General features: G+C 28.3%; 25 protein-coding genes. 9 read left to right on the plus strand and 16 right to left on the minus strand.

Annotated elements, in window-relative coordinates; all coding sequences use genetic code 11:
- The first annotated feature begins 116 nt into the window (after nucleotides 1-116).
- The 4 genes from IEW75_RS09345 (at nucleotide 117) to IEW75_RS09360 (ending at nucleotide 7,663) form a co-directional block, all read left to right on the plus strand.
- Entirely contained in the window at nucleotides 117-1,277 is a 1,161-nt protein-coding gene (locus IEW75_RS09345; protein ID WP_134246736.1) for a FecR family protein, read from the plus strand.
- Between the two features lie 152 nt (nucleotides 1,278-1,429).
- On the plus strand, nucleotides 1,430-4,927 hold the full coding sequence (locus IEW75_RS09350; protein ID WP_158283759.1) for a SusC/RagA family TonB-linked outer membrane protein: 3,498 nt from the start codon (nucleotides 1,430-1,432) through the stop codon (nucleotides 4,925-4,927).
- Nucleotides 4,928-4,937: 10 nt separating this feature from the next.
- Nucleotides 4,938-6,356, plus strand: coding sequence for a RagB/SusD family nutrient uptake outer membrane protein (locus IEW75_RS09355; RefSeq protein WP_134246734.1), 1,419 nt, complete (start codon nucleotides 4,938-4,940; stop codon nucleotides 6,354-6,356).
- 155 nt (nucleotides 6,357-6,511) lie between these two features.
- Complete coding sequence (locus tag IEW75_RS09360) at nucleotides 6,512-7,663, plus strand: TlpA disulfide reductase family protein (protein ID WP_134246733.1); 1,152 nt, start codon at nucleotides 6,512-6,514, stop codon at nucleotides 7,661-7,663.
- Between the two features lie 117 nt (nucleotides 7,664-7,780).
- Here IEW75_RS09360 and IEW75_RS09365 read toward each other — a convergent pair whose 3' ends face one another.
- From IEW75_RS09365 to IEW75_RS09395, 7 genes are all read right to left on the minus strand, one after another.
- Nucleotides 7,781-8,953, minus strand: coding sequence for an MFS transporter (locus IEW75_RS09365; RefSeq protein WP_134246732.1), 1,173 nt, complete (start codon nucleotides 8,951-8,953; stop codon nucleotides 7,781-7,783).
- Nucleotides 8,954-8,994: 41 nt separating this feature from the next.
- On the minus strand, nucleotides 8,995-9,402 hold the full coding sequence (gene uraH, locus IEW75_RS09370) for a hydroxyisourate hydrolase (protein ID WP_134246731.1): 408 nt from the start codon (nucleotides 9,400-9,402) through the stop codon (nucleotides 8,995-8,997).
- A 31-nt stretch (nucleotides 9,403-9,433) separates the two neighbouring features.
- A complete protein-coding gene (locus IEW75_RS09375) occupies nucleotides 9,434-9,958 on the minus strand; it encodes a heme-binding protein (RefSeq protein ID WP_134246730.1) in 525 nt (174 codons plus the stop codon).
- Between the two features lie 66 nt (nucleotides 9,959-10,024).
- Complete coding sequence (locus tag IEW75_RS09380; RefSeq protein WP_134246729.1) at nucleotides 10,025-10,591, minus strand: Crp/Fnr family transcriptional regulator; 567 nt, start codon at nucleotides 10,589-10,591, stop codon at nucleotides 10,025-10,027.
- Nucleotides 10,592-10,644: 53 nt separating this feature from the next.
- On the minus strand, nucleotides 10,645-11,085 hold the full coding sequence (locus IEW75_RS09385; protein ID WP_134246728.1) for an acyl-CoA thioesterase: 441 nt from the start codon (nucleotides 11,083-11,085) through the stop codon (nucleotides 10,645-10,647).
- Nucleotides 11,086-11,557: 472 nt separating this feature from the next.
- Nucleotides 11,558-12,052 carry a CAP domain-containing protein gene (locus tag IEW75_RS09390; protein ID WP_134246727.1) on the minus strand — a complete coding sequence of 165 codons (495 nt, stop codon included), beginning with the start codon at nucleotides 12,050-12,052 and terminating at the stop codon, nucleotides 11,558-11,560.
- A gap of 543 nt (nucleotides 12,053-12,595) precedes the next feature.
- Complete coding sequence (locus tag IEW75_RS09395) at nucleotides 12,596-13,045, minus strand: MarR family winged helix-turn-helix transcriptional regulator (RefSeq protein ID WP_134246726.1); 450 nt, start codon at nucleotides 13,043-13,045, stop codon at nucleotides 12,596-12,598.
- A gap of 546 nt (nucleotides 13,046-13,591) precedes the next feature.
- Here IEW75_RS09395 and IEW75_RS09400 point away from each other — a divergent pair.
- Nucleotides 13,592-13,990 carry a NifB/NifX family molybdenum-iron cluster-binding protein gene (locus tag IEW75_RS09400; protein ID WP_134246725.1) on the plus strand — a complete coding sequence of 133 codons (399 nt, stop codon included), beginning with the start codon at nucleotides 13,592-13,594 and terminating at the stop codon, nucleotides 13,988-13,990.
- Nucleotides 13,991-14,116: 126 nt separating this feature from the next.
- Here IEW75_RS09400 and IEW75_RS09405 read toward each other — a convergent pair whose 3' ends face one another.
- Both IEW75_RS09405 and IEW75_RS09410 read right to left on the minus strand, forming a co-directional pair.
- Nucleotides 14,117-14,596: an Lrp/AsnC family transcriptional regulator gene (locus IEW75_RS09405; protein WP_134246724.1), complete on the minus strand. Its 480-nt coding sequence runs from the start codon at nucleotides 14,594-14,596 to the stop codon at nucleotides 14,117-14,119.
- Between the two features lie 72 nt (nucleotides 14,597-14,668).
- Nucleotides 14,669-15,787, minus strand: coding sequence for a M14 family zinc carboxypeptidase (locus IEW75_RS09410; protein WP_134246723.1), 1,119 nt, complete (start codon nucleotides 15,785-15,787; stop codon nucleotides 14,669-14,671).
- Between the two features lie 364 nt (nucleotides 15,788-16,151).
- Between IEW75_RS09410 and IEW75_RS09415 the strand changes: the two genes are divergently transcribed.
- The gene (locus IEW75_RS09415) at nucleotides 16,152-16,544 is read left to right on the plus strand and encodes a helix-turn-helix domain-containing protein (protein WP_134246722.1); all 393 of its coding nucleotides are present in this window, start codon (nucleotides 16,152-16,154) and stop codon (nucleotides 16,542-16,544) included.
- Nucleotides 16,545-16,675: 131 nt separating this feature from the next.
- On the opposite strand, the gene IEW75_RS09420 is transcribed toward IEW75_RS09415, so the two are convergent.
- The 5 genes from IEW75_RS09420 to IEW75_RS09440 all read right to left on the minus strand — a co-directional run bounded on the left by IEW75_RS09420 (nucleotide 16,676) and on the right by IEW75_RS09440 (nucleotide 21,261).
- A complete protein-coding gene (locus tag IEW75_RS09420) occupies nucleotides 16,676-19,114 on the minus strand; it encodes a M1 family metallopeptidase (RefSeq protein ID WP_229714424.1) in 2,439 nt (812 codons plus the stop codon).
- 120 nt (nucleotides 19,115-19,234) lie between these two features.
- On the minus strand, nucleotides 19,235-19,783 hold the full coding sequence (locus tag IEW75_RS09425; protein ID WP_134246720.1) for a GFO_1091 family lipoprotein: 549 nt from the start codon (nucleotides 19,781-19,783) through the stop codon (nucleotides 19,235-19,237).
- A gap of 12 nt (nucleotides 19,784-19,795) precedes the next feature.
- Nucleotides 19,796-20,335 carry a GFO_1090 family protein gene (locus IEW75_RS09430; protein WP_134246719.1) on the minus strand — a complete coding sequence of 180 codons (540 nt, stop codon included), beginning with the start codon at nucleotides 20,333-20,335 and terminating at the stop codon, nucleotides 19,796-19,798.
- Between the two features lie 4 nt (nucleotides 20,336-20,339).
- Nucleotides 20,340-20,765: a PG0215 family putative anti-sigma factor gene (locus IEW75_RS09435; protein WP_134246718.1), complete on the minus strand. Its 426-nt coding sequence runs from the start codon at nucleotides 20,763-20,765 to the stop codon at nucleotides 20,340-20,342.
- Entirely contained in the window at nucleotides 20,752-21,261 is a 510-nt protein-coding gene (locus tag IEW75_RS09440) for a GFO_1088 family ECF-type sigma factor (RefSeq protein ID WP_134246717.1), read from the minus strand. The genes IEW75_RS09435 and IEW75_RS09440 overlap by 14 nt, the downstream gene beginning before the upstream one ends.
- Nucleotides 21,262-21,397: 136 nt before the next feature.
- Between IEW75_RS09440 and IEW75_RS09445 the strand changes: the two genes are divergently transcribed.
- On the plus strand, nucleotides 21,398-22,882 hold the full coding sequence (locus tag IEW75_RS09445) for a GFO_1087 family putative carboxy terminal peptidase (protein WP_134246716.1): 1,485 nt from the start codon (nucleotides 21,398-21,400) through the stop codon (nucleotides 22,880-22,882).
- Nucleotides 22,883-23,018: 136 nt separating this feature from the next.
- Here IEW75_RS09445 and bcp read toward each other — a convergent pair whose 3' ends face one another.
- Nucleotides 23,019-23,480, minus strand: coding sequence for a thioredoxin-dependent thiol peroxidase (gene bcp / locus IEW75_RS09450; protein ID WP_134246715.1), 462 nt, complete (start codon nucleotides 23,478-23,480; stop codon nucleotides 23,019-23,021).
- A 117-nt stretch (nucleotides 23,481-23,597) separates the two neighbouring features.
- Between bcp and IEW75_RS09455 the strand changes: the two genes are divergently transcribed.
- Both IEW75_RS09455 and IEW75_RS09460 read left to right on the plus strand, forming a co-directional pair.
- Entirely contained in the window at nucleotides 23,598-24,254 is a 657-nt protein-coding gene (locus IEW75_RS09455; protein WP_134246714.1) for an endonuclease III domain-containing protein, read from the plus strand.
- A gap of 8 nt (nucleotides 24,255-24,262) precedes the next feature.
- Nucleotides 24,263-24,412, plus strand: coding sequence for a hypothetical protein (locus tag IEW75_RS09460; protein ID WP_188704026.1), 150 nt, complete (start codon nucleotides 24,263-24,265; stop codon nucleotides 24,410-24,412).
- Between the two features lie 529 nt (nucleotides 24,413-24,941).
- Here IEW75_RS09460 and IEW75_RS09465 read toward each other — a convergent pair.
- On the minus strand, nucleotides 24,942-25,526 hold the full coding sequence (locus IEW75_RS09465) for an RNA polymerase sigma factor (RefSeq protein WP_134246712.1): 585 nt from the start codon (nucleotides 25,524-25,526) through the stop codon (nucleotides 24,942-24,944).
- Nucleotides 25,527-25,565: the final 39 nt, after the last annotated feature.

A 25,565-nucleotide genomic window follows, 5' to 3' on the forward strand; every position in this document is an offset into this window, starting at 1 on the left:
AAATTTATTTTTACAAATATTACATTAAAATTAACATAAAAAAAATAAAAATCTTTGGGGGTTTTAATTTTTACCCTCGTCTTAATTAAAGTGAAAGGATAAAATAAAGAGATATTATGGCTATTAGCGAAATACATAATTTAATAATAAAATATTTAAATGATGAACTAAATGATTCTGAAAGAGAAACTTTAGTTAATTGGTTAAATAATTCTGAAAACAAGGCAGTTTTTAAGAAATATATTGTCTTAAATAGATCGTTAAATTACAAATATCAAAAGTTTAATTATAAAGATCCTTTAGATAGTGCTTTAGAAGAGATTACAAAAAAGAACGCTAAAGCACCTAAAAAAATAATAAAATTAAGAAGCTTATTTAAATATGCGGCCATTTTTATTGTTGTAATTGGTACGGGTTTTTACTTTTTTAAAAATAATTTTAACAAATCAAACACTCCTAAAATTGTAAACGAAATTAAAATTGGTACAGATAAAGCTACCTTAACTCTTGAAAATGGTACAAATATTGCCTTAGAAAAAGGAAAAGTATTTAATTCTGGAACTGTTAATAGCGATGGTGAAAAAATAATTTACAATTCAAATTCAACAACTACTACAGAAGAAATTACGTATAATTATTTAACCATTCCTAGAGGTGGAGAGTTTTATATTGTACTAGAAGATAATACAAAAGTTTGGTTAAATTCAGAGTCTCAATTAAAGTATCCAGTTGCTTTTGTCAAAGGAAAAACCCGTGAAGTTGAATTATTATATGGTGAAGCATATTTTGAAGTTTCTCCTAGTACAAATCATAATGGCGATAAATTTAAAGTACACACACAACAGCAAACAATTGAAGTTTTAGGAACTCAATTTAATGTAAAAGCTTACAAAGAAAACAAAGAAATTTACACAACACTTGCCGAAGGAAAAGTAAAAGTTGAAATAGACGGTATTACCAAAATGTTAAAACCTTCTGAACAAACAACCTATAATAAAACAACAAAATCTATTAACGTTACAACTGTTGACGTTTCTTACGAAACTGCTTGGCGTACAGGGTATTTTAACTTTACAAATAAAGCTTTTGTTGAAGTTGCTGAAGTTTTAGCAAGATGGTATAATATTGAGTTTCATTTTGAAAATAAAACTTTAGAACAGTTTAAAATTAATGGAGTTATTAGTAAAAATCAAAATGTAGAATACTTTTTATTTACACTTAAAAATATTGAAAATATAAACTATAAAATAAAAGACAATCATATATATATAAAATAAAAAAGGGAGTGAAGTTCTCGTATCCTACCACTTAAACTTCATCCCTATTTAGCGATTAATTAACTAATTATTAACCAATCAATAGCAAATTTATGGAATTTAAATTTACCAATGTTCTTTTTTATTCAAAGAAGAACTTATTCAAAACAATTATGAGATTATCTATTTTCTTATTTTGTGCTTTTACTTTTGGATTTACTCCCAATAGTAGTTTTTCTCAAAATGCACAAATCAACATTAAATCAGATCTAAATTTAACTGTAGACGAAGTCTTTAATTTAATTAGACAACAAACAGATTACACGTTTGTATATTCTACAGATTTATTTAAAAATGCTTCAAAAATTGAATTAAAAAAAGGAAGTATTAACACTTCTAAACTATTAAATAAAAGTTTAGACAACCTTAATTTAACATATCTTTTTTTAGACAATAAAACTATTGTATTAACTAAGAAGGCTGTAAAAACTGCTGCAGCAGGAGTTGAAGAATTAGAAGAAATTCAGCAAAAAATAACAGGTACTGTTACTGATTCATCTAATCATCCGCTTCCAGGAGTTAATGTTTTGGTAGGTAAAAAAGGTAATAATATTGTTAAAGGTGTTGTAACAGATTTTGAAGGTAAATATACTATTGAAGGTGCTAAAGGAGAAATTATTAGGTTTTCATATATGGGTTTTGCTACACAAGAATTTGTTATTCAAAACCAAACGATAGTTAATGTAATTTTAAAAGAAGCTACAGGTAAATTAAACGAGGTTGTATTGGTAGGATACGGTTCTCAAAAACGAGAAGAAGTTTCAAGTGCAATTTCTTCTGTTAAAGCTAAAGAATTAACACAAAACATTGTTGGTGTAACAAGTTTTGATAACGCTCTAAGTGGTTTAATTAAAGGTGTTAATATTTCTCAAAGCACCGGAGAATTGGGTTCTGGTGTAGATATTAATATTAGAGGTATTACGTCTCCATTTGCCGGAGCAGATAACAATCCTTTATTTGTAATTGATGGTGTTCCAGTTCAAACAAACCCAAACATATTTGGTAGTAATGATAACACATCGTATGTAAATACTGCGAATCCTTTACAATCTATAAATCCAAGTGACATTGAAAGTATAGACGTTCTAAAAGATGCCGCTGCAACTGCAATTTATGGTTCTCGTGGTGCAAATGGTGTTATTATTGTAAATACTAAAAGAGGTACAAAAGGTGAAAAAATGAGTATTGCAGTAAATACTTCTACTACTTTTGCCAGACCAATAAAAACACATGATTATTTATCTACAGACCAATGGAAGTCTTTTAATGATGAGTTTTTTAAATATTCTGCACAAGCTGCAAATGAAAACCCATATATAGATTTATTTTTCTTAAGTGACTACTCATATATGGCTAATTTACCTATTGATTGGTGGACATATACTATTGGTTATGAAGGACCTAATGAAGATTATTATGGAACGGAAAATACAACATGGGCTGATGTAGTTTTTAGAGACCCAGCAATTACAAACCAATACAATGTATCTGTTTTAGGAGGTACCGATAAAACAAATTATTCTCTTTCTGCTGGATATACAGACCAAGAAGGATTAATTTTAGAAGAAAACTATAAACAGTATAGCTTTAAATTAGGTTTAGATTCTCAAATTAATAAGATAGTTAAAGTAGGAGCTACTGCTAATATTGGAGTTTCTAACATTAAATCTGGTTATAGAAGTTTAAATGGCGATTTAGGAAATGAATTATCTGCAAGACCTGATATTGCTCCAAGAGATGAAAATGGCGATTTTACGAGAGTAAAATCTGTTGAATATGGTTTTTTTGAAACTTTACAACCGAATCCATTAGCTTTAATGACAGGTAGTATAAATGAAACTAAAGGATTTACATTATTAGGAAATACCTATGCAGAATTTGAAGTTGTAAAAAATCTAAAAATTAAGTCAGATGTAAATGTTGCTTTATTTGCAACAGATGATTATAGTTTTAGACCAGTTTCTATTGTTGGAACTATTAGCGATCTTTATGGAGAAACTAGATCAAGTTTATCAACTAGTAATGTTGTTACTACTAACGTAGTTTCTAATTTAACAGCTAATTATACAGCTTCAATTAATGAGCACGATTTTAGTGTCTTAATTGGTGCTGCTTGGGATAGAAATTATTCAGATAGAGAAACTTTTAGATTAGAAGGTTTTCCTGATGATGAAGTATTAACTAATGTTACCTCTGGAGAATTAGTGACAAGTAAAGCAGGTACTAAATATGAAAGTGGTTTAAACTCTCTTTTTAGTCGTTTAACATATAGTTACGATGATAAATATTTTGCAACTGCAAATTTACGTACAGATAGATCAATTAAATTTGGACCAGAAAATCAACGTGCTTTTTTCCCATCGTTAGCGTTAAGTTGGAAAGTTTCAAACGAATCTTTTTTACAAAATAACACCACACTAAATAGCTTGCGTTTAAGAGCAAGTATTGGTAAAACAGGATCAAACAATGTTGGAGATTTTGCATACCTACAATTTTTTGCTCCAGGTATTAATAGCGATGCTAATTATGGCGGAAACCAAGCTATTGGACTTACAGGTGTTTTACCAAATGAAGCTATTAAATGGGAAACTACTAACGAAATGAATGTTGGTTTAAACTTTGGTTTATTCAACAATAGAATTAGAGGTAGCTTAGATTATTATAATAGAAAAACGACCGATGCGCTTATGCCCTCTCCTTTTCCTTTTGAAACTGGGGCTGATACCTATACAGCAAACTTTGCTGATTTAACAAATAAAGGATTTGAATTAGACTTAGGTGGAGATATTATTAGAACTGATGAATTACAATGGGCTGCTAACTTTAATATTTCTCAAAATAAAAATACCTTAGATAAATTCAATCAAAACGGAATCTCTTCGTTTTTAATCGATAGATATGAAATTGGTAGAGAAGTGAATATAATTAAAGGGTATGTTGTAGAAAAAATATTTCAAGATCAAACAGAATTAGATAACCTTAATGCTGGTTCTTCAACTGGTTTCTACCAAGAATATGGAACAGGTCTTGGAGATTATAAATATAAAGATCTTAATAATGATGGCAGAATTACTTCGGCCGATAGAGAATATTTAGGAAGTTCTCAACCAGATGTCTTTGGTGGTTTTAATACGGAAGTAAACTATAAAGGATTTTCTTTAGGAGCTTATTTTAATTATTCTTTAGGTGGTGAAAGTTTATGGGCTAGTTATGGAAATAAATTGTCTTACTCACCAAATATAAATACATATTCAATGTTTTATGAAAATACATGGACACCAGAAAGAATAGATGCTGAATATCCTAGATTTATAATTACAGATCCTAACTTTAATAGTAGAATTTCCAATAAAACGGTATATGACACTTCGTTTTTACGTTTAAAAACATTACAGTTTGGTTATCAATTCCCTCAACAAATAATTGAGAAATTTTCAGCTACAGGATTGTCAATATTTGTTACTGGCTCTAATTTATGGACTTTAACTGATTTCCCTGGATTAAATCCAGATTCTAAAGATGGTGGTTTCGCATCAGTAACTAGTACAGACAATAGAGATCCTTATCCGGTTGCTAAAACTTGGTCTTTGGGTGTTAATCTTAAATTTTAAAATTAAAATTATGAAACTAAAAAATATAAAATTTACAATCGTTTTATGTATTCTTATTAGTTCAGTTAGTTGTAGTATCGACAATATTGAACCAATAAATCAATTAACAGAAGAGAATGTAATTCATAACGAAAAATCAGCAGAAGCAATGTTAAACACCTCATATATAAAATTTAGAGAGTTCTTTTTCTCTAACTTTTATGCAGGTTTAATGGGTGCTGGAGGCGAACAAACCATTGGTAATTTCTATGGAAGCCAAGGGTTTAATCAAAATACCGTACAAGATGATAATATTCTTTTAGCAGATAATTATAATAATTTATACACTGCTATTAACAATGCAAATTTCGCAATTGATGGACTTGAAAAAGGTAAAGCTACTGATATTGGAGAAGTAAGAACAAACGAATTAATTTCTGAAGCAAAAACAATTCGTGCTTTCTCTCACTTTTTATTGTTACGTCAGTTTGGTCAGTTTTTCGATTTAAATTCTGATTATGGAATAGTTTTAAGATTAGAACCAGCTAGAAAGTTTGAGAGTTTACCAAGAAATACGGTACAAGAATGTTATGATGCTATTTTAGATGATTTAAAGTTTGCCTCTCAAAACGGCTCAAGCGGGGTTGCACATTATTATTTCTCTGCCGTTACAGCAAAAGCTTTACTTTCTAAAGTATATTTATACACGGGAGATTTTACAAATGCTGCAAGTACGGCCTTAGAAGTTATTAATAATGCTGATGGTTATAATTTAGCAGATGACTATGGTACAATTTTTACCTCTAATTTTGGAGAAGAAATATTGTTTTCAGTTTATGGAAATTCTGTAGAAGGAGAATATACATACGCTGATGTTTCTTTTGGAAGATATAACATTTCACCTAGCCCCTATTTTAGAGCTTTAGCAGATGCACAGGATGGAATCCCAGGTGATGGAGATCCAAGTTATAATACCGCTGGATACGATGCTCGCTTCTTATATGCTTACAATGCTTTTGACACTGCTGGTCCTAATTCAAACGGAAAAATTCCATTTTCAAGCAATAGTACCGAAGGAGTAAATACTATTATTTATTTACGTTTAGCAGAATTTTACTTGGTATATGCTGAAGCTGAAGCAAGACGTGCTGGAGGAGATTTAGATGATGCATTGGCTAAACTTAACATTTTAAGAGACAGAGTTGGAATGCCATTAAAAACACTTTCAACAAAAGAAATGTTGTTGCAAAATATTAGAGAAGAGAAAATGTTAGAATTATTTTCCGAAACAGGAGAAACTTGGTACGACCTAATTAGATATGATAGATTAGGAGATGTTGATGCTTCAACAATAAAATCAACATTAAACTCTGTTGAACAATATGTATTGCCAATTCCAAGAACAGCATTAGCTGGAAATTCAGAATTAATTCAAAATCCAGGATATTAATAAAATTAAAGCTGTTTAGAAAGTCTTTAAACCTTGCTCGTCATATTGAAAATTAATCTTTTTTAGAAACTGAAATAATAGTATGACAAAAATTTAACTTTCTAAACAGCCTTAGAATTAAATTTTATTTACAATATCTTAAAATCTCATAAAATATGAAAATTATAAAAAATAGTTATTTAGTATTATTACTTGCACTTGCAGTTACAAGCTGTACCCCAGAGAAAACAAGTTTTACCATCTCCGGAACTATCGAAAACACTAACAATGAAGAAGTTTCAATAGTACTATTTAATAATGAAACTAAGACAGATACTATTGCTATTTCAAATCTAGTAGATAGTAGTTTTCAGCTTACAGGAAATGTAGAAAAACCGACCAAAGTGTTATTATTTGTTGGGCACACAAATATTCCAATGATATTAGAAAATGATACGTACAATGTTGTTTTAAATGATACTCAAAAATATGTAAAAGGTGGTAATTTAAATCAAATTGTATATGGTTATTTGCAACAAACAGATTATCAGAATGCGAAAAGTGATGCCAAACAAACAGCTGAAATTGTTTTTAAAGATATCGACTGGCTAGATAAAGAAGCAGTTGAATTTGCACGTGCAAAAAATAATGAAAAAACAGCTATAACTTATAAAATTCAGAATAAGTATATGCAAACTATTTTAGAAGGTGACTATTCTGAATTGGCAAAAATCTATACATTAAGCGACAACTACGATTGGAAAAATTATGATGCTGATAAAAGAATTGAACTTTATAAAACATACAATGAGGCTTTAAGTCAATCACATCCTGTTGCAAATGAAATGATACAAACATTAACAGATTATAAAATTATCGAAGAAAAAAAATTATCTATAGCACCAGGAAAACCTTTTAAAGAAGTTATTGCAAAAGATATAAATAACGAAGAAATTGCGCTTTCTGAAACTATTAAAAATAATAAATATACCTTATTAGAGTTTTGGGCAAGTTGGTGTGGACCTTGTCGTGGTGAGTTTCCTCATCTTAAAAAAGCATACAAAACTTACAATTCTAAAGGATTTGAAATTTATGGTTTATCGCTTGACGATAAAGAAGATAGATGGTTGAAAGCACTTAAAGAAGAAGATACACCTTGGATAAATGTAGTAGATTTCAAACATTTTAAAAGTGATGCTGCTGTGGCCTATTTTGTGCAAGGAATTCCAGCGAGTTTTTTAATTGCAAACGATGGTACAATTGTAGCCTCTGGAGATGATATTAGAGGTTTTGCTTTAGATGAGAAATTAGAAGAATTATTTAAATAAAATTAATAAACATCTTAAATTAAACTTTGTTTTCATGAATTAATTAAAGGATCTTAATTAGATGTTTAAAAAGAGTTGATTTATTTCAACTCTTTTTTTATATAACAAATTAAGAACTTATAATAGTACTTTTCGTTTTAAAGAAATTAAATGTACCATTAGTATCATTAACGAAAAACTTAATCCAACTATTGATACACCATACCATTTAAAATAGCTCCAAGCAATAGCTCCTAAAAAGGTCCCGAGAGATCCACCAATAAAGAAACTAACCATGTAAATGGTGTTAATACGGTTTTTTGCTTCCAGGTTATTTGAAAAAATACAACTTTGATTAGTTATATGTAACGATTGAAACCCCATATCAATTAATAAAACACCAATTACTAAACCAATAATTGAAGTAGCAGAAACTAAAAAAACACACCAAGAAATTACAAGTATTATTGTAGCAATGGTAATAAGTTTGTTTTTATTATTATCAGTATTCCTTTTCCCTATGATATTAGCAGTTAAAGCACCAACAATGCCTAAAGCACCAAAAGAACCTGTTGCTGCACTTCCATAGTTAAAAGATTCTTCTAATAAAAAAACCAATGTTGCCCAAAAAGCACTTAAACCTGCAAATCCCAAAGCCCCTCTTAAGGCTGACAACCTTACATTTGTATCACTTTTAAAAATAACAAATATAGATTGCATTAATTTTAAATAATTAGATTTATAATCTGGTTTAATATTTGGCAACTTAAAACTAATAGTAATTAATAAAATGAGCATCATAAATGCTGCAGCAAAAAAAACAAATTGCCAACCCAAATATTCGCCCAAAAACCCACTAATAAATCTACTACCTAAAATTCCTATTAGTAATCCACTCATTACAACGCCGATAGCTCTTCCTCGTTTAGTTTTATCTGATAAATGAGCAGCCATAGGAACTAGCAATTGAGGAATCGAGGAAGAGAATCCAATAAAAAAGCTGCTAACAACAAATACCATTAAAGTAGTTGCTGTAGCAGCTGCTAGTAAAGAAACTATAATTAAAAAAAAATCTATTGTAATAATCTTTTTTGTGGCATATTTATCTCCTAAAGGAATCATAAATAACAACCCGGTAGCATAGCCTATTTGCGCAAATAAAGGAACATTACTAACCTCGATTTCACTTACATTAAAACCATTTGCTATAAGAGATAGTAGTGGCTGGCAATAATAAATATTAGCAACTACTAAACCAGCTGTAATCGCCATTAAATACAATAATGAATTTGATAATTTTTCTTGCTGCATTTTAAGCTAATTTAAAACCGGTATCTCGTAGTTAAATTTTTTTAATTTCCTCTATAAGTTGCATATCCAAATTCCGATAAGGTAATTGGCACATGATAATGTTGATTGTCTTTAATTTCAAAAACCACATCAATAAAAGGATAAAAAGAGTCCGTGTTTTTTTGTTTAAAATAATCGCTTACTAAAAAAGTAAGTTTGTAAATTCCTGTATTGTTTTTTGAACTTTCTAAGAACGAACCTACTCTACCGTTTTTGTCTGTTACCTTTTTATCTATTTGTGTCCATTTATTGTTTGTCACATTCAATTTTTCAAGTTGAATGGTTACTCCTGCCGCTGGAGTTCCTTTAGAAACATCTAGAATATGACTTGATAATTGATAATTAGTTGTTTGCGCATAAGCACCAATTGTAGATAATGATAATGCAAGGATAAAAATTAAATTTTTCATTTGTTTTGATTTATATTAATTAGTAATAATTTTATTTAGTTGTATTAATTCCAAACTCTAAGATTTGAGCTGATTTAGCTAATAAATCATCTTTTTCTGCACTTCCTCCTCCTGCAACTCCAATACTTCCTATAATATGTCCGTTCCAATATATTGGACTTCCGCCACTTAAAAGTAAAAGTTCAGGTAATTCCGCCAAGTTTTGAGAATCGCTACTTTTTTTAACTGCTCTTAAAAGTTGTAACGTTGGAGTTTTTGTAGATAATGAAGTGTACGCTTTTCTTCTTGCTGCTTCAGTATTATGAGGACCAACATTTTCTCCCTTAATTTGTAAAATTGTAATGCCAGCAGCATCAAGTATTGCTAAACTTACATTAGTGTTTAAAGAATCTGCAACACTTTGAACTCTTTTTGTTAATTCAAAAGCAGCCTTTAAGGTTAAATTAGGTTTTTGCGTAATAAACTCGTTTTCAACACTATTAGTATAAGTGTTTTTTGATTGTCCAATTAAAATAGTTGGAAATAATAAAATTAGTAGTAGTTTTTTTAAATTCATCGTATATATTTTTTATGCAAATTTAAATACGATTAATTCCTTAAACGTTGCCCTAAGTCAACGTTTTTATAATTTTGATTTCATTCTACTTAATGTTGAAGGTGACATTCCTAAATAGGATGCGGCCATTTTATTTGAAACTCGTAATAATAATTTCGGGTTGTTTTTAATAGTCCAACTTACCTTTTCAAGCGCATCTAATCCTTGAAAACCATAAATTCGCTGTTGGGCATTTATAAATCCTAATTCTAAAATCTCTCTATAAATTGCTGAAAACTCGGGTATAGAATGTACCAAAAAATAAAAATCATGGCGCGTAATTACCAATAATTCTGATTTTTCTATTGCTTGTAAATATTCTAAAGCAGGTTTTTGATCAATAAAACTGGGTAATGCTGTTCCAAAATTACCTTCAAAAGCAAAATAACGAGAATTCTCTAGACCTTCCTTATTGATAGTAAAAATTCTTAAGCAGCCTTTATTTACAAAGTAATAATGTTGACACACTTCATTATAATCAACTAAAATTTGGTTTCTATTAGTTTTCTTAAGTTTAAAAAAAGAACAAATTGTTTTTATTTTAGTTTCTTCTATATTCTTACTCTCCAAAAATAAAACTAAAGATTTATACATATGTGAAGTTTCTAAAACTGTTTATTTATCTAAAAATAATATTAATTATTTACCTAAGTTAATTTATTTGAGTCAAGAAGAGATGAAATTTCAATTGGTATTCTAACAGGTTTCATTGTAAATTTATCTAATAAACACCAAATAGTTTTTACCGAGCAGACTATCTTTTCATCCTTTATTATATTTACATATCTTTCAGATTTAACACCATAAGATTCTCCTATATAAGTATTTAAGGTGATTTCATCATTTAAAAATACTGGAAAAAAATAATCTATTTCGTGTCTCTTCACAACCCAAACATAATTATTGTTTATAAGTTTTTCACTTAATTGGTTCCAATGTTTTTCAGCAACTATTTGAGCCCAGTCTAAATAAACTACATTATTTACATGGTCTAAACCGTCTATTGAATTTTTGTCAACTTTAAAAGTATAGGTATAATTTTTTTTTAAATGCATTCCTTGAAATTGAAGAACAAATATACAGCTCATTTTTACTCAAAAAAAAAATTCTAAATAAAAGAAAAAAATATTGGAATTATTAATGTTAAATTATAAATTTACAGCACCTAAAAGTTCGAGAACATTTAAATTTTTAACTTTATTTTAAATAGTGTTAAAAATTTACAGTCGTGATACTTGTGCAAAAAAAATTATCGTGGGGACGACAGTTTTTCAAGATTTTGCGACTGTTTTTTTCTTTTAATCTAATAATAAAAACAGTTGTAATTTTTATATCTTACTAAACTACCGTTGTGGGGACGACAATTAAAGATACTACAACTGTTTTTTTTTGGGACGACATATCCACAATCTATAATTTTACGCAAGAATTACTCATATTTACTATCTTACCTATTTTATTTTTAAAATAAAATTTAGGTATAAGTGTATTTATGTAAATTCTATTTGTTGCTTTAAGTACTTTAAAGTCTTTTTTTTCTAAAACTAACATAATTATAATTTATTTATTAATAAAAATATGTGTGAAATAATTTCTTCCGTTGGCATCCTTTTCTGTAGATATACCAAAATGAGTAAATGTTTTATCTTCAATTATTTCTTTATGGCTAGGACTATTTAACCAGGCTTTAACAACACTTTCTCCCGAATTATATCCGTAAGCAACATTTTCTCCAACAGAAATTGCTTGAGCATTATTCACTAGTTTTTCATGTCTTTCAGGAAAATTATCATGGTTGACTTTTCCTACTTCAACCATATAGCTTGTATGTGTCTTTGCAACTGAAGAAATAAAATTCAACCTACTTAAAGTAGTTAAACCTTGTTCTTCTCTATATTGGTTGACAAGATTTAAAATCTCATCTTCAATAGGTGAATATGTTGCTTTAGTTTCTGTCGTTTTATTAAAATAAATACCATCGTCTTCAGTAGCACAGGAAATATAAAGTGTAGAGACAAATAACACTATTGCTAGTTTATTTAAAATAGTTTTCATAAAAGAGGGGTTTTTACAGGGGTTATTTTATAAGTATTAAAGACAGCCGCAAAATAATATTGTCAGCTACCGTTGTGGGAACTTTGATTAGGTGACAAATTGATTGCGACTGCTTTTAATAAGGTACATACGTTTCTTATAATTGTTTAAATTGGGATAAAACAATGTATTATAAAAAAATGTACTAAGGAAATTGGACTGGAAATAGCATAGAATACTTCCTCTAAAAATTCTACTATAGAGTTTGGTAGAAATACTTACTATTGAAGATGTTAAAATTGGGGTACTCATATTTTTGGGGTTTTGACTAGTTGGGGTTTGGGATTAATTTATTTCTATATACATAATTTTTTTAAAATAAGAGGTAGAATCAAAGTTCTTACTAACCATCTAACTTGTAAAAGCTTTTCGGATTGCTTCTTAAGTATGTGACTACAGTGAGACTACCTCTATTTTAGTTCATCAATATTTCAATTTTAAAATTATTTCTAAGAAGCAATTTGGGGTGCTAATTGCTTCCTAGCTCTAATTTTGGGTTTGGGGTCAATTTTTATTCCTAATTTTTATTAATAATTTATTTAAAATTAAAATTTCCTTTTCTGTTAAATTGCCAACAACTGCGGTTTCAAATTGATCTTGTATTTTTTCAATTTCTGCTAACAATTCTATACCTTGCTCAGTAATTCTAATCTCTACCTTCCTCCTATTTTCTTCATTTTGAAACCTTGTAATTAATCCTTTTAATCGTAATTTTTCAACTAATCTTGTTGTATTACTATTTTTACTTACCATTTCAGCTTGTAAAGATTGCAAATCGGCTGGTTGACCATTTAATTTTTTTAAAGAACGTAATACTTGGTATTGTTGAATAGATAAGGCAAATTGTTTGAGATGATCTGAAAATGTTTCATTCATCCAGTTACCTGTTTGCAATATATTTGCAATTGTTAAATCAGGTAAATTTAAATCTTCCTTTTTATCATTTTTATTCAACTTCGGGGGGACAACTTTTTTCTACACCATTATTGTATAGACAACAAATGTATATACAAATGTTTTATAAAACAAATAAAATTGTTAAAAACTTCTTTATTTTGCACGAAAATTTCATCTTTTTTGTGTTTTAAAGTAAAAATAAACTGGTGATTTCAAATATCCCACCTATTGAATCACCATTTTAAGCCCTGTAAACCAGTATTTTATAATTTTTATTTAGTTTATTAGTTTAAGAAATTAAACAATAGCTTAATTATTTAAAAAAAGTCGAAAATTTTTGATAATTATTTTAGAATTATTTAAAATATTGTTAATAACCACATCAATTTCTTAATGAATTTTACTTTTTCTTGCTTAATTAGGTGTTATAACAGAGAGTATTATAGAATATAATTTTACCCGATGGTTCAAAAAAAATTAAACAAATTTTTCAAATAAATAGTTGATTCCTAATTTTAACCACGTTTTAGAATGGTAACCTAAGTTGCAGTCCCCCACTCTATTTAGTTTTAAATTTGAATAAATGATTAATAAAAAGAAATTATGAAAACCATAGTAGCAGTTACTTTTCAAAATAAAAAAACCATATTTAATCATACTGGAAAATGCAGGAACTATTTAATATATACTATAAAAGATTCAACTATCGAAAGTAAAAGATTACTAAATCTATCTATTAATGAAACATTGCATTCCTTTTTTCACGAAGAAAATGGTATAAAAAATAGCATTTTATTTGAATCTGATATATTATTAACTAAAGGTATTGGTAATGGAGCCATAGATAAATTAGCTAAATATGGGATTGCTTGTTATAAAATTGAGGAGTCTGATCCAGATCTAGCTATTAATAAATTAATAAATGGAACTTTGGAGGCAATGTCACCTATTTCAAATTCGGTATCTGGCTGCAACTGTAATTGTGGAAAAAAGGAGCACTAAAAGCCTATAATCTTATAATAAATCAGAATTACGCAAAAAGAAAGGCTGCCTAAAAATAAAATCCCTTCTCGATAATGAAAATTGATCTAACTTTTAGGCAGTCTCTATATAATAAGTACTTGTATCTTAAATTTCTCTAAAAATAGAGTGCATTAATCTAGTTTTATCATTGATGCTTTCTTCTAAAGAAATCATTGTTTCTGTTCTTGAAACACCATCGATATCATCAATTTCAAAAATAATTTCTTTTGCGTGTGTTGTGTCTTTAGCTCTAATTTTACAGAAAACATTGTATTTTCCTGCAGTTATATAAGCAATAGTAATATTAGGAATCTTCTTTAAATCGTTTATAACTTGCTTAGTTTTAGAAGTTTTTGCTAAATAAATACCCACGTGCGAAATAAATGAATAACCCATTTTTTCGTAATCTAATGTTAATGTAGAACCTTTAATAATTCCTTCATCTTCCATTTTTTTAACCCTCACATGTATTGTACCTGCCGAAACAACTAGTTTTTTTGCAATATCAGTAAATGGCGTTCTCGCATTTTCGATAAGAATATCTAATATTTGATGATCTATTTCGTCTAAAATAAATTTTTTCATGACTTGTTTTTAATAATAATATAGAAATATATGACAAATTTATTAAAAAAAACTGATATTTAACTAAAATATTTACGAATTTGATAATTTTAATTCCTCAAAATTCATATTTGTTGCATTTATTTTGTTGTAGCTAAAATATTTAGATAAATCTCCTTGTTTTTCAATCGATTTATACATTACAAATTTATCGTCTTCTACTTTAAATTTAAATTGTATTCCAACATCTTCAATAGTTACTATGTCATTATTTTTAATTTTTAAATCGGTATAAATAATGTCTAAAAATAAAGTATCATTATTAGGAATATTAAAATACGGTGTGTAATTTAAAAAATTATCAGCCATCGCCATATAAAATAACCCCTGTAAAATAGCATAAAAATTATACTTTCTTGTAATTTCTCGGTCATAATCATTTTTAAAATGGCCAGCTTCAATTAAAATAGTATTATGTCCTAATTTCTGAAAATTATCTCCAGTCGCTGTTGGGTAAAACTCATCTGTATACCTGCCAATATGATCAGGGATAAACTTTTGAAGCAGCGCATTCATTGCAACAATAACACTCATAGTTTCTTTGCGACCTTTTGTTAAAGTACGCTCAACATCTTCGGATGGAGCTAAAAATGATATTGTTGCGGGGTTTGAAGTACCTTCTACATTAAAGATAGACCGCTGATCATGCAGATTAAAACAGAACTTAGGATTAAACTCATCTAAAACTGAGCGTAACAATTTACTTTCAACTGCTTTTATAGCGACGGCATCTCTATTTAAATCAATATTATTAATATTTTCACGAGTAAATTTTATAGCACCATCTGGATTCAATAAAACTATAAATTGAAGCGTACAATTTTTTATTATCACATCAGATATACGTTTTAGAGTGGTGTCACTATCACTTCTTTCAAAAAAGCTGAATAAGTCAAATAACGCTTTTGTCCCAGTACTTTCATTACCATGCATTTGCGACCAGGATAGTATTTTTATAGCACCTGTGCCAATAGAAATTTTATAAATGGGAATATTATTTTCAGAATATCCTATAATTTCTGTTTTAAATTTTGATGATAAACTTTTTATTAATGGCTCAATATCATCAAATAAAATTCTTCTACCTTTTAATTTAGATTCAAAATTAGCGTTATACCAATTTTCTAAAATGGTTGTATCTATTAATTTCATGTGACAAAAATAAGCATATATTTTTTTAATTCCATCAACACATTTTATTTTCAAAACTCACACTAATTACAATTGTAAATACTAGTTAATTTACAATTGTAATTATACCATTCGACGTTTAATTATACAATTGTAATTCGCTTCTACACGAATAGACTACTGTATTTTAATTTCTTAAAAGTAACTATAAATATTTGTTATTGACAAAACATATGCAGCTGTTAATAAATCACTTGAGCAGAGTAGCATAAACATTAAGTTTAACCATAAAGACGCTAAATATTAGATCTTCAAGTGTATTTTTGCTTCCTAGTCTTAATTTGATTACATTTGTAATATACTTTTTGATTTACAATTGTAACTTATGATAAACGTAGAAGAATTTGCCAAACGCTTAAATATTATTATGGATTTTTATCAATTATCTGCCGCATCGTTGGCAGATAAAATAGAGGTTCAACGCTCAAGTATATCTCACCTATTGTCTGGTCGAAATAAACCAAGCTTAGAGTTTGTTTTAAAAATTTTAAAAACATTTCCTGAAGTTGAATTGTATTGGTTATTAAATGGAGTTGGAAATTTTCCAAAAACAACAACTACAAAAAGTAATCAGGATACTCCTACTCTTTTTTCAATTGAAAAAAACAATACCATTGAAAAAACAGCTCCGATTAAAACGACAGAAGAAAATAATACTGAAATTGAAAGGATTGTTATTTTTTTTAAAGATGGTAGCTTTAAAAATTATTCGTCGTAAAATAGTAATAGAAATGTAGTACTAATGTAATGCTGAAATAAACTGGGTTGTTCGGCAAACATGCTCAAACTGACACTGACGTCTAAGTATTATTAATCTTAAAGTTTATAAAAAATTCCCTATGCTCTTTCTTACTCAATAAGTTTAGACATTCCAATCTTCAAAATTAAAATCAATTCGTTTTTATTAATGTTTGTAGATTGCTGTTGCATATACACCATTTGATTTAGCATATTTACAGCCATTTTATCAAAATTGTATTTTTTATATTTAAGTCCTAATTCTACAAAATTATTGGTTAAATTAGTAATTGCCTCCTTATTATCGCTTTCAGCTATCCATTTAAAAGCCTCACTATATAATTGCTGAGTTCTAGTGTTTTCAGTTAAAAACATTCCATTTAATACATGGTTTGCTATAAAAGGTAAATTTGATTTGTCTTTTTCTTGAATATAAATACTTGTTATGGCATCAGCTAAACTTTCTTTTATAGTTTCGTTTAGAGTATTAATTTTATTTAGGGTACTCTCTTTATCAATTTGATATAATGATGTTAATGAACTTCCTGTTATTGCATATGATTCGCTTTCTAACCCTCTCTCAAATAAAGGTTTATAGATAGGCTCTATTAATTTTCCTAAAACGCTAATTGCCGCAGCTCTAACTAAGGTTTTTTTATCATTTTGAGCTATTTTCTCAACTTTTGAAATAATATCTCTTTTGGTATATTTTTGAAACAAATCTAAATTCTCTAATGCAAAAACTCTTATTTCATAATAAGGATCATCAAAAGCTTTAACAACTGTATTTAATGCTGTTTTGCTATCCTTTTGATGTTTCACAATTTCTTCTAATGCCAATCTCCTATCTAAATAATGGGGTGCATTATTAAATTGATATATATAATTATCTAGTGTTTTATTTTCTGAAAATTCAGCTAACAATACATGTTTGGCATCGATATTTATTAAACTTGGAAGTTTTCTAAATGGAAATGTAAATGAATTTTGTTTGCTATTTACCCACACATTATGTCTAGTTTTTAAACCACTTTCATAAATATCTATAGATAAAGGAAACGTAAAAACCTTATCTTGTTGATTTATGTTTACGGTAACAGTATTATTTATGGTATTGTAATCGTATGTCAAAACAGCTTTTATATGTCCGTTGCCATAATACCACTGATTAAAAAACCAATTTAAATCTTTACCACTTACTTTTTCCAATGCCAATCGCAACTCGTGTGCTTCTGCTGTTCCAAATTTATGATCGTTTAAATACTTCCTTAAACCTTCAAAAAAAGCTTCATCGCCCAAAACATCTCTCAACATATGCAAAATAGCATTTCCTTTATGGTAACTTACGGTGTCAAACATATCTTCTTTGTCGTGGTAATGAAAACGCACTAATATTTTATCTTCACTTTCACTTTGCAAATACGTTTGTACATCTTTAAACATATGAGCAGCAGCTTTGTCTTTTCCATATTTATGTTCAAACCATAAATAAACGCTATACGTAGCAAAAGATTCGTTTACTGTTAAGTTTGCCCAACTCTCAGTTGTTACTAAATCTCCAAACCAGTGATGAAATAACTCGTGTGCAATAGTACCTTCCCATTCATTTTCATCAATTAATTGTCCTTTCTTTTGTTGCGCATCTTCAGCATGAACAACAGCAGTAGTATTTTCCATAGCACCACTAACATAATCTCTAACTACTATCTGACTGTATTTATCCCAAGGGTAAGAAATACCAGTTAAATCTGAAAAGAAAGTTAGCATTTCAGGAGTTGTTCCAAATATATCTTTCGCTACTGATTCATATTCTGGTTCAACATAATAATCAACTTTTTTTCCATTCCAAGTATCATTTACAATACTAAATTCTCCTGCACCCATAAAAAATAAATACGGTGCATGTTTTTGATCCATTTTCCAATAATCAGTTCTAGTGCCATTATTGTTTTCTATTTGAGATTGTAATGTTCCATTAGAAAGTGTTACAAATTTACTTGGAACTGTCATATAAATTTCTTGTGAAGTTTTTTGATTTGGAGCATCTATAGTAGGAAACCAACAGCTGCTTGCCTCGGTCTCTCCTTGAGTCCAAATTTGGGTAGGCTTTTTAGGATCTTCCTCTAAAGGATCTATAAAATACAATCCTTTTGCATCTTTAATACTTTCGCTTCCTTTTTGGGTAACTTCTTCAGGTCTAGCTATATAATTTACATAAACGATGTACTCTTCTCCTTTAGTATAAGTTTTATTGAGCTCTATGGTAAGCTCGTTGTCGGAGTAGTTATATGCTGCATTTGTGTTATTTACTTTTACTTCATTTATTTTAAACGCTTTAGCATCTAAGGTTACTTTATTTGTTGGATAAAAGTGCGGTGTTAATGTAATCCAGGCTTCACCATTTAACTGACTTTTTTCAAAATTAAAATCGACTTTTAATTTCGTATGTACCAGATTGTTGATTTTATCTCTTTCTGGTTGGTATATTTTATCTTGAGCTTTTAAAGCAATTGTAAAAAGTAAAATAAGTACTACAAATATATTCTTCATTTTCAAAAACTAAATTAAAACGTCAAAAATAATGTTTTTCTTTTTTTAAGAAGTTAATAGATAGTTAAAAAGCCATACTTTAATAAAGTATGGCTTTTATAATTTATTTTATTGAAATTTTTATTTTAAACTACTAAACAAACCTCCTAGTTGCTTTAGTTGTTCAGAATCTCCATCCATCTTAATTTCTTGAGCTATTTTCATTATATCACTCGGGTTCATGTTTTCTCCAATAACTCTTACTACAGCAAATCCTTTTGAAGCATCCGATCCAAAAATAACAATCTCATCTATTGCGTCCTCTTCACCTAAATAATTTACACTAACGCTTCCTTTCCCCATATTCATTCGCATTAATTGCTTGTATTTCGGATTTTTAAGAATTGCATTTACCTTAACTTTTTCTGAAGTATATAATTCTTCATTAGTTTCAGTTATTTGCAATGCTAAAAAATTTACTTTTTTAATTGTTTCTAATGTGTTTTTAACATCTTCTGAAACATTTTCATCTTTTAGTTGCAGAATGTTTGCAGGTAAATCAACAGAAATAAAAGCATTATTTTCTTTACTATCTACATAATATTTCTGTAAAGACGGATTATTATCACAAGAAACAAATGAGAGTATTGCAATAAAAGCTATTCCTAAAAATTTTATAATTGATTTCATAAGGTTACTTTTTTATTGTTTTTTTAAATGCTTACTACTTCCTGGCACATGAGATTCTGTTAATTCAGATATTTTGTTTAAATCAATTTCACCGGTTAACGTAAGTATTACAGATTCTGCCTTTACAGGACTATCAGAATTTTTCGTGTACTTTCCAGCACCACTTACAAACATTAACAATTCACTTACATGATCTTCGTCTTTTCCTTGACGCACATAAATTTTAACGTTAGTATCTTCATCCTTTACTCTCATTAATTCAATTAGTTTAGAAGATTTTAAATACTTAGAAACTAATGTATTCATATCTTGAGCAATTGTTGGGTTTTCAGTTGTAAATACTCTAAAGGAAGATAACCCTTTTACCATATCTAAATATTCTTGTCCTTCTTCTCCTCCACCTTTAAATTTTGCAAGCATTCTAAATGCTTCTTTATTTACAATTACAGATGAAACTTCATCCATTTCTTCAAATTTGTCAAATATCGAATTTTGAGCATACGTGCCAAAAGATATTAAGGTTACTGCTAATAATGCTATTAAATTTTTCATTTTTTTACTTTTTAGGTTGTTTAAAAATTTTATTTTTTGTGTCTTCAAAATGTTGCAGTTGTAAAATTGCTTCATTTCCTTTGTTTAAATTTGCTGCCAACATACCAAAAGCCATTTGGGTTTTTGCATATATTTTTTCAGCCTTTTTTTGTTGGTTATCTTGATAACCAGTGTAAACACTTACTAATAAAACTACTGAAGCTGCTACGGATAACCATTTCCAATTCACCTTTTGACTTTTTAATTGGATGGTTTTTGTAAACCGTTCATTTTTATTAGTTGAAAAATATCCGAACATCGCTTGATATTCTTGTAAATGTGGCGCTACATTGTCTCCTGAGAAATAAGTTTTTAACTCTTTTTCTTCTGCAACGGTAGTTTCTGCATCTAGATACTTTTCCAACAACTCTTCTATGTTAGCTAATTCCATAATTATGTTGTTTTGTTAATTGTTCTCTAATTGTTTTTCTTGCTCTTGATAATGTTACTCTAACAGCTGTTGGTTGTAAATCCAACATTTTAGCTATCTCATCAAATTCATATTCTTCAACATCTCTAAGCTGTATTACTAATTTTTGTTGCTCTGGTAAGTTTTCAATTAATTTATGAACCAAACTTACACTGTCATTAAGTTCCACTCGCCTTTGTAATGGCGTATCTTTTTCTTGATAATTGCTATGAATTAACTTTAAATTACTGGCTTGTTTCGATTTTAATCTGTCAAAACAATAATTTTTAGTCATCGTCATTGCAAACGCTTCAATACTTTTATAGTCTTTTAATTTAGACCTATTTCTCCATAACTTAAAATAAAGCTCTTGAGTGGCATCTTCAGCCTCTTCAGTAGAAACAAGTAGTCTTTTTGCTACTCGAAACACTTTATCTTTAAAAGGCATTACAGTTTTTAAAAACTCTGACTGCTTCATTTTAAGTTTGATTTATTGTTTTTTTATGTGTTGTTACAATTATGACGAACATACTTCGTTATTGTTACACTTTGGTTTAATTTTTGTAATTAAATTTTTATCTTGCGACAAAATACACATATTATAATACAGATATATGAAAAAAATAAATACCTTTTTAGCATTCTTTTTAGCCTTAACTTTCGCTTTTGTTAGTTGTACTAAAGATGATGACCCGCCGAGACGTATTCTTGATAAAACAAAAATTGACAATCCAATTAATCATTTTGTCTGGCAAGCAATGAATTCTTGGTATAATTGGCAACCAAACGTCTCAAATTTAGCTGATTCTAAAGATGACAATCTAGAATCATATTACGATTATTTGAATAGTTACGGTACTCCTGAAAGTTTATTTGAAACCTTATTATATGACAAAGGTAATACAGATAGATTCTCTTGGTTTATTGAAGATTTTAATAAACAAGGTGCATCATTTAGAGGTGTTAATGATACTTACGGCTTTGAGTTTGGTGTTGCAAGATTATGTGGAGATTGTTCCGAAATTATTGGATTTGTAACCTACGTTGTTCCAAATTCTCCGGCTGCAGACGCAGGAATCCAGCGTGGAGATTTATTTTATAAATTTGATGGAGTTGAACTGAATATTGATAATTATGGAGTTGTAAATAATTATTATGATGATGAAATTACATCCATTTCAATGGAATTTAATACATTAGAAAATGGAACTATTGTGCCTAATAATGTGGAAAAAACATTAACTATTAGAGAAGTAGTAGAAAATCCAGTACTTTATTCAGATATAATTACAAATAATGTTGGAACAAAAATTGGCTACTTGGTCTACAATGGTTTTAAATATACATTTCACGAAGAGTTAAATAATGTTTTTGCAGATTTTAAAGGTGCAGGAATTACAGAATTAGTGTTAGACTTACGTTATAATGGTGGTGGCTCTGTGTTAACTTCAGCTTATTTAGCAAGTATGATTTATGGTGGAGCCTCAGAAAACGAAGTATTTGCCAAATTAATTTATAATTCGAAACACTCAGGTGAAGGAGGATATTATTCATTTTTTAACAAAGCATATATTTATGATAAAGATGGAGAATATTCTGGAAATGAGGCTACTATTAATAGGTTAAATTCTCTTACGAAATTATATGTAATAACTTCTAAAAGTACGGCCTCTGCTAGTGAAATGATAATTAATGGGTTAACACCTTATATGTCCGTAATAAAAGTAGGAACTACTACCTATGGTAAAAATGTTGGTTCTATTACTTTATATGATTCTTCAGATTTTAAAAAGGAAGGCGCTAATACTACTCATACAAATGCTTTACAACCTATTGTGTTTCAAATTTATAATAAATTTGATGAAAGTGATTATACGTTAGGTTTTACTCCAGATTATGAAGTTGTTGAATTTGCTTCCCAAATAAAACCTTTTGGAGATGTTGAAGAACCTTTATTAAAAACAGCATTAGATCATATATCTGGTATAATTTCTAAACCTAGTTTAGCAAAGAAAAATATGTTTGAAACTGGTCCATCTTTATTTAATTCTCTGGATAAAAAGAAATATGCTAAAGAAATGTATATTATTCCTGAATAATTTATTTAAATTATATTTAAGAAAGTTGTAATACGCCTTCTAATAGAGTTTTATTTTAAACTAAAAAAACCTAACGAATTATGCCATTTGTTAGGTTTTTTTAATGCAGTTTTAATAAAAAATTAATTTGGAATAATTAATTCATTTCTTCTAAAATCTGACTCGTATGTTGTTTTGTTTTTACTTTTAAAATAATATCCTCAATAACCCCTTTTTCATCAATAACAAATGTTGTTCTGTGAATTCCGTCATATTCCCTTCCCATAAATTTCTTAGGTCCCCAAACTCCAAAAGCATTAATTACCGCTTTATCTTCATCAGCTAATAAAGGAAAAGGAAGTTCGTTTTTATTAATAAAATTTTGTTGACGTTTTGCAGAATCAGCACTAACTCCTAAAACATCATATCCTTTAGCTAAAAACGATTTGTAATTATCTCTTAGGTTACAGGCTTCCATTGTACAGCCCGGTGTACTTGCCTTTGGATAAAAAAATAACACTAATTTTTTTCCAGTATAATCAGATAATTTTATGGTATTTCCTTGTTCATCTAATGCTTCAAAATTTGGTGCTTTATCACCTACTTTTAATGTTGTCATGTATAAATTATTTTAAAGTTGTAAGATAAAAAGTTATTATAACAATTAAAACTTTTTTAAGAATTATATCTTTAAGTTTTAAGAAACTTTGTATTTTAGTTTTTCAACAAATAAATAATGACAAAAAAAGAAAAAGTTCAATTTGTAATTAATACACTTGAAAAATTATATCCCGAAGTTCCTATTCCTTTAGATCATAAAGACCCTTATACTCTTTTAATTGCTGTATTAATGTCAGCTCAAAGTACCGATGTTGGTGTTAATAAAATTACACCAATATTATTTAAAAAAGCTGACAACCCTTACGATATGGTAAAACTTTCTGTTGAAGAAATTAGAGAAATCATAAAACCTGTTGGTTTATCTCCTATGAAATCTAAAGGGATTTATGGATTGTCAAAAATACTAATTGAAAAACACCATGGAAAAGTGCCACAAAATTATAAGGATTTAGAAGAATTGCCTGCAGTTGGCCATAAAACAGCAAGTGTTGTTATGAGTCAGGCATTTGGAATTCCAGCTTTTCCTGTAGACACCCATATTCATAGATTGCTTTATAGATGGGGTTTAAGCAATGGAAAAAATGTTGTACAAACTGAAAAAGATGCTAAAAGATTATTTCCGATAGTATTATGGAATAAGCTGCACTTACAAATTATTTTTTATGGAAGAGAATATTCTCCATCAAGAGGTTGGGATCTTGATAAGGATATAATTACTAAAACAATTGGAAGAAAATCTGTTTTAAATAAAATTATTAAGGACACTAAATAATAGTTGAAATGGCTAAAAAAGGAAGTGTAAAAAACACTAAAAATAAAGCTTTACATTCTAAATTAATGAACCAGAAAAAAAGTAAATTAAAAGCTTCAAAAATTGCAACCAAAGAACGATTAAAAACAATTGTTAAAAGGTCTCAGGAAAATAAATGATTGTAATTATTTTAGTTAAAGAATAAGTCTATTTATAAACAAAATATAAATTCTCAAATAATTTAGCTTTTTAATCCTTAAAAACAATAAATGCACTATCTTCATATTTAATAGCTTTTATAAATTAATATAAAATAGTTATTATTTAACTTTTAAAACTAAAACAATGGCAAAAAGTCAGGATGCAAAAAAAAATGTCAAAAAAGAGCCTTTAAAAACTACAAAAGAAAAAAAGGCTGCAAAAAGGGATAAAAAACCTAAATATGATTAACAAAAAATCATGTTTTAAATAAAAAAAATCTAAAAAGCCCATTTTTGGTTAAAAATGGGCTTAAAGAACATTAATTCAAATGTAACTCAATATAATTGTTTTTGTTGGTTTTAATTACCCTCATTTGTTTAGAGTAATTAAGTAAATATTGAATTATTTCAGGTCTTGGTTGCTCCACTAATGGAGACTTTTCAGAGTAAAGTTTCATCATATTTAACTGGTTTATATTAAAGTAACGATGAAAACTTACTTTTAGTATTAATTAACCAAAATTATATTATGTTTTTCTATTAACTTTCTTAAATTAATGAGTGCATATCGCATTCTTCCTAAGGCTGTATTTATACTTACATCTGTATTTTCTGCAATTTCTTTAAAACTCATGTCTTTATACATACGCATAATTAACACTTCTTTTTGATCTTCAGGCAATTCAACAATTAACTCTCTAATATCATTTAAAATCTGATCTTTAATTAACTGTTTTTCAACATTTAAAACTTCATCACTAATTACTGTAAAAATATCAAATTCATCTGTATTTCTAAATGTTGGAATTCGTTTATTTCTTCTAAAATGATCAATAACCAAATTATGAGCTATACGCATAACCCAAGGTAAAAATTTACCTTCTTCATTATACTTCCCTTTTTTTAAAGTATTTATAACTTTAATAAAAGTATCTTGAAAAATATCTTCGGCAATTTCTCTATCCAAAATCTTAGACAATACAAAACTAAAAATTCGTTGTTTATGACGAATGATTAAAATTTCTAAAGATTTTTCGTTTCCGTTTATGTAGTCGCTTACTAGAACGCTATCGGCAATAACTTTACTTTGCATAATTTAAATACATTTATGGGGTTAAACTTGTATTTTATA

Source organism: Lutibacter litoralis (assembly GCF_014646675.1).
Taxonomy (GTDB): Bacteria; Bacteroidota; Bacteroidia; order Flavobacteriales; family Flavobacteriaceae; genus Lutibacter; species Lutibacter litoralis.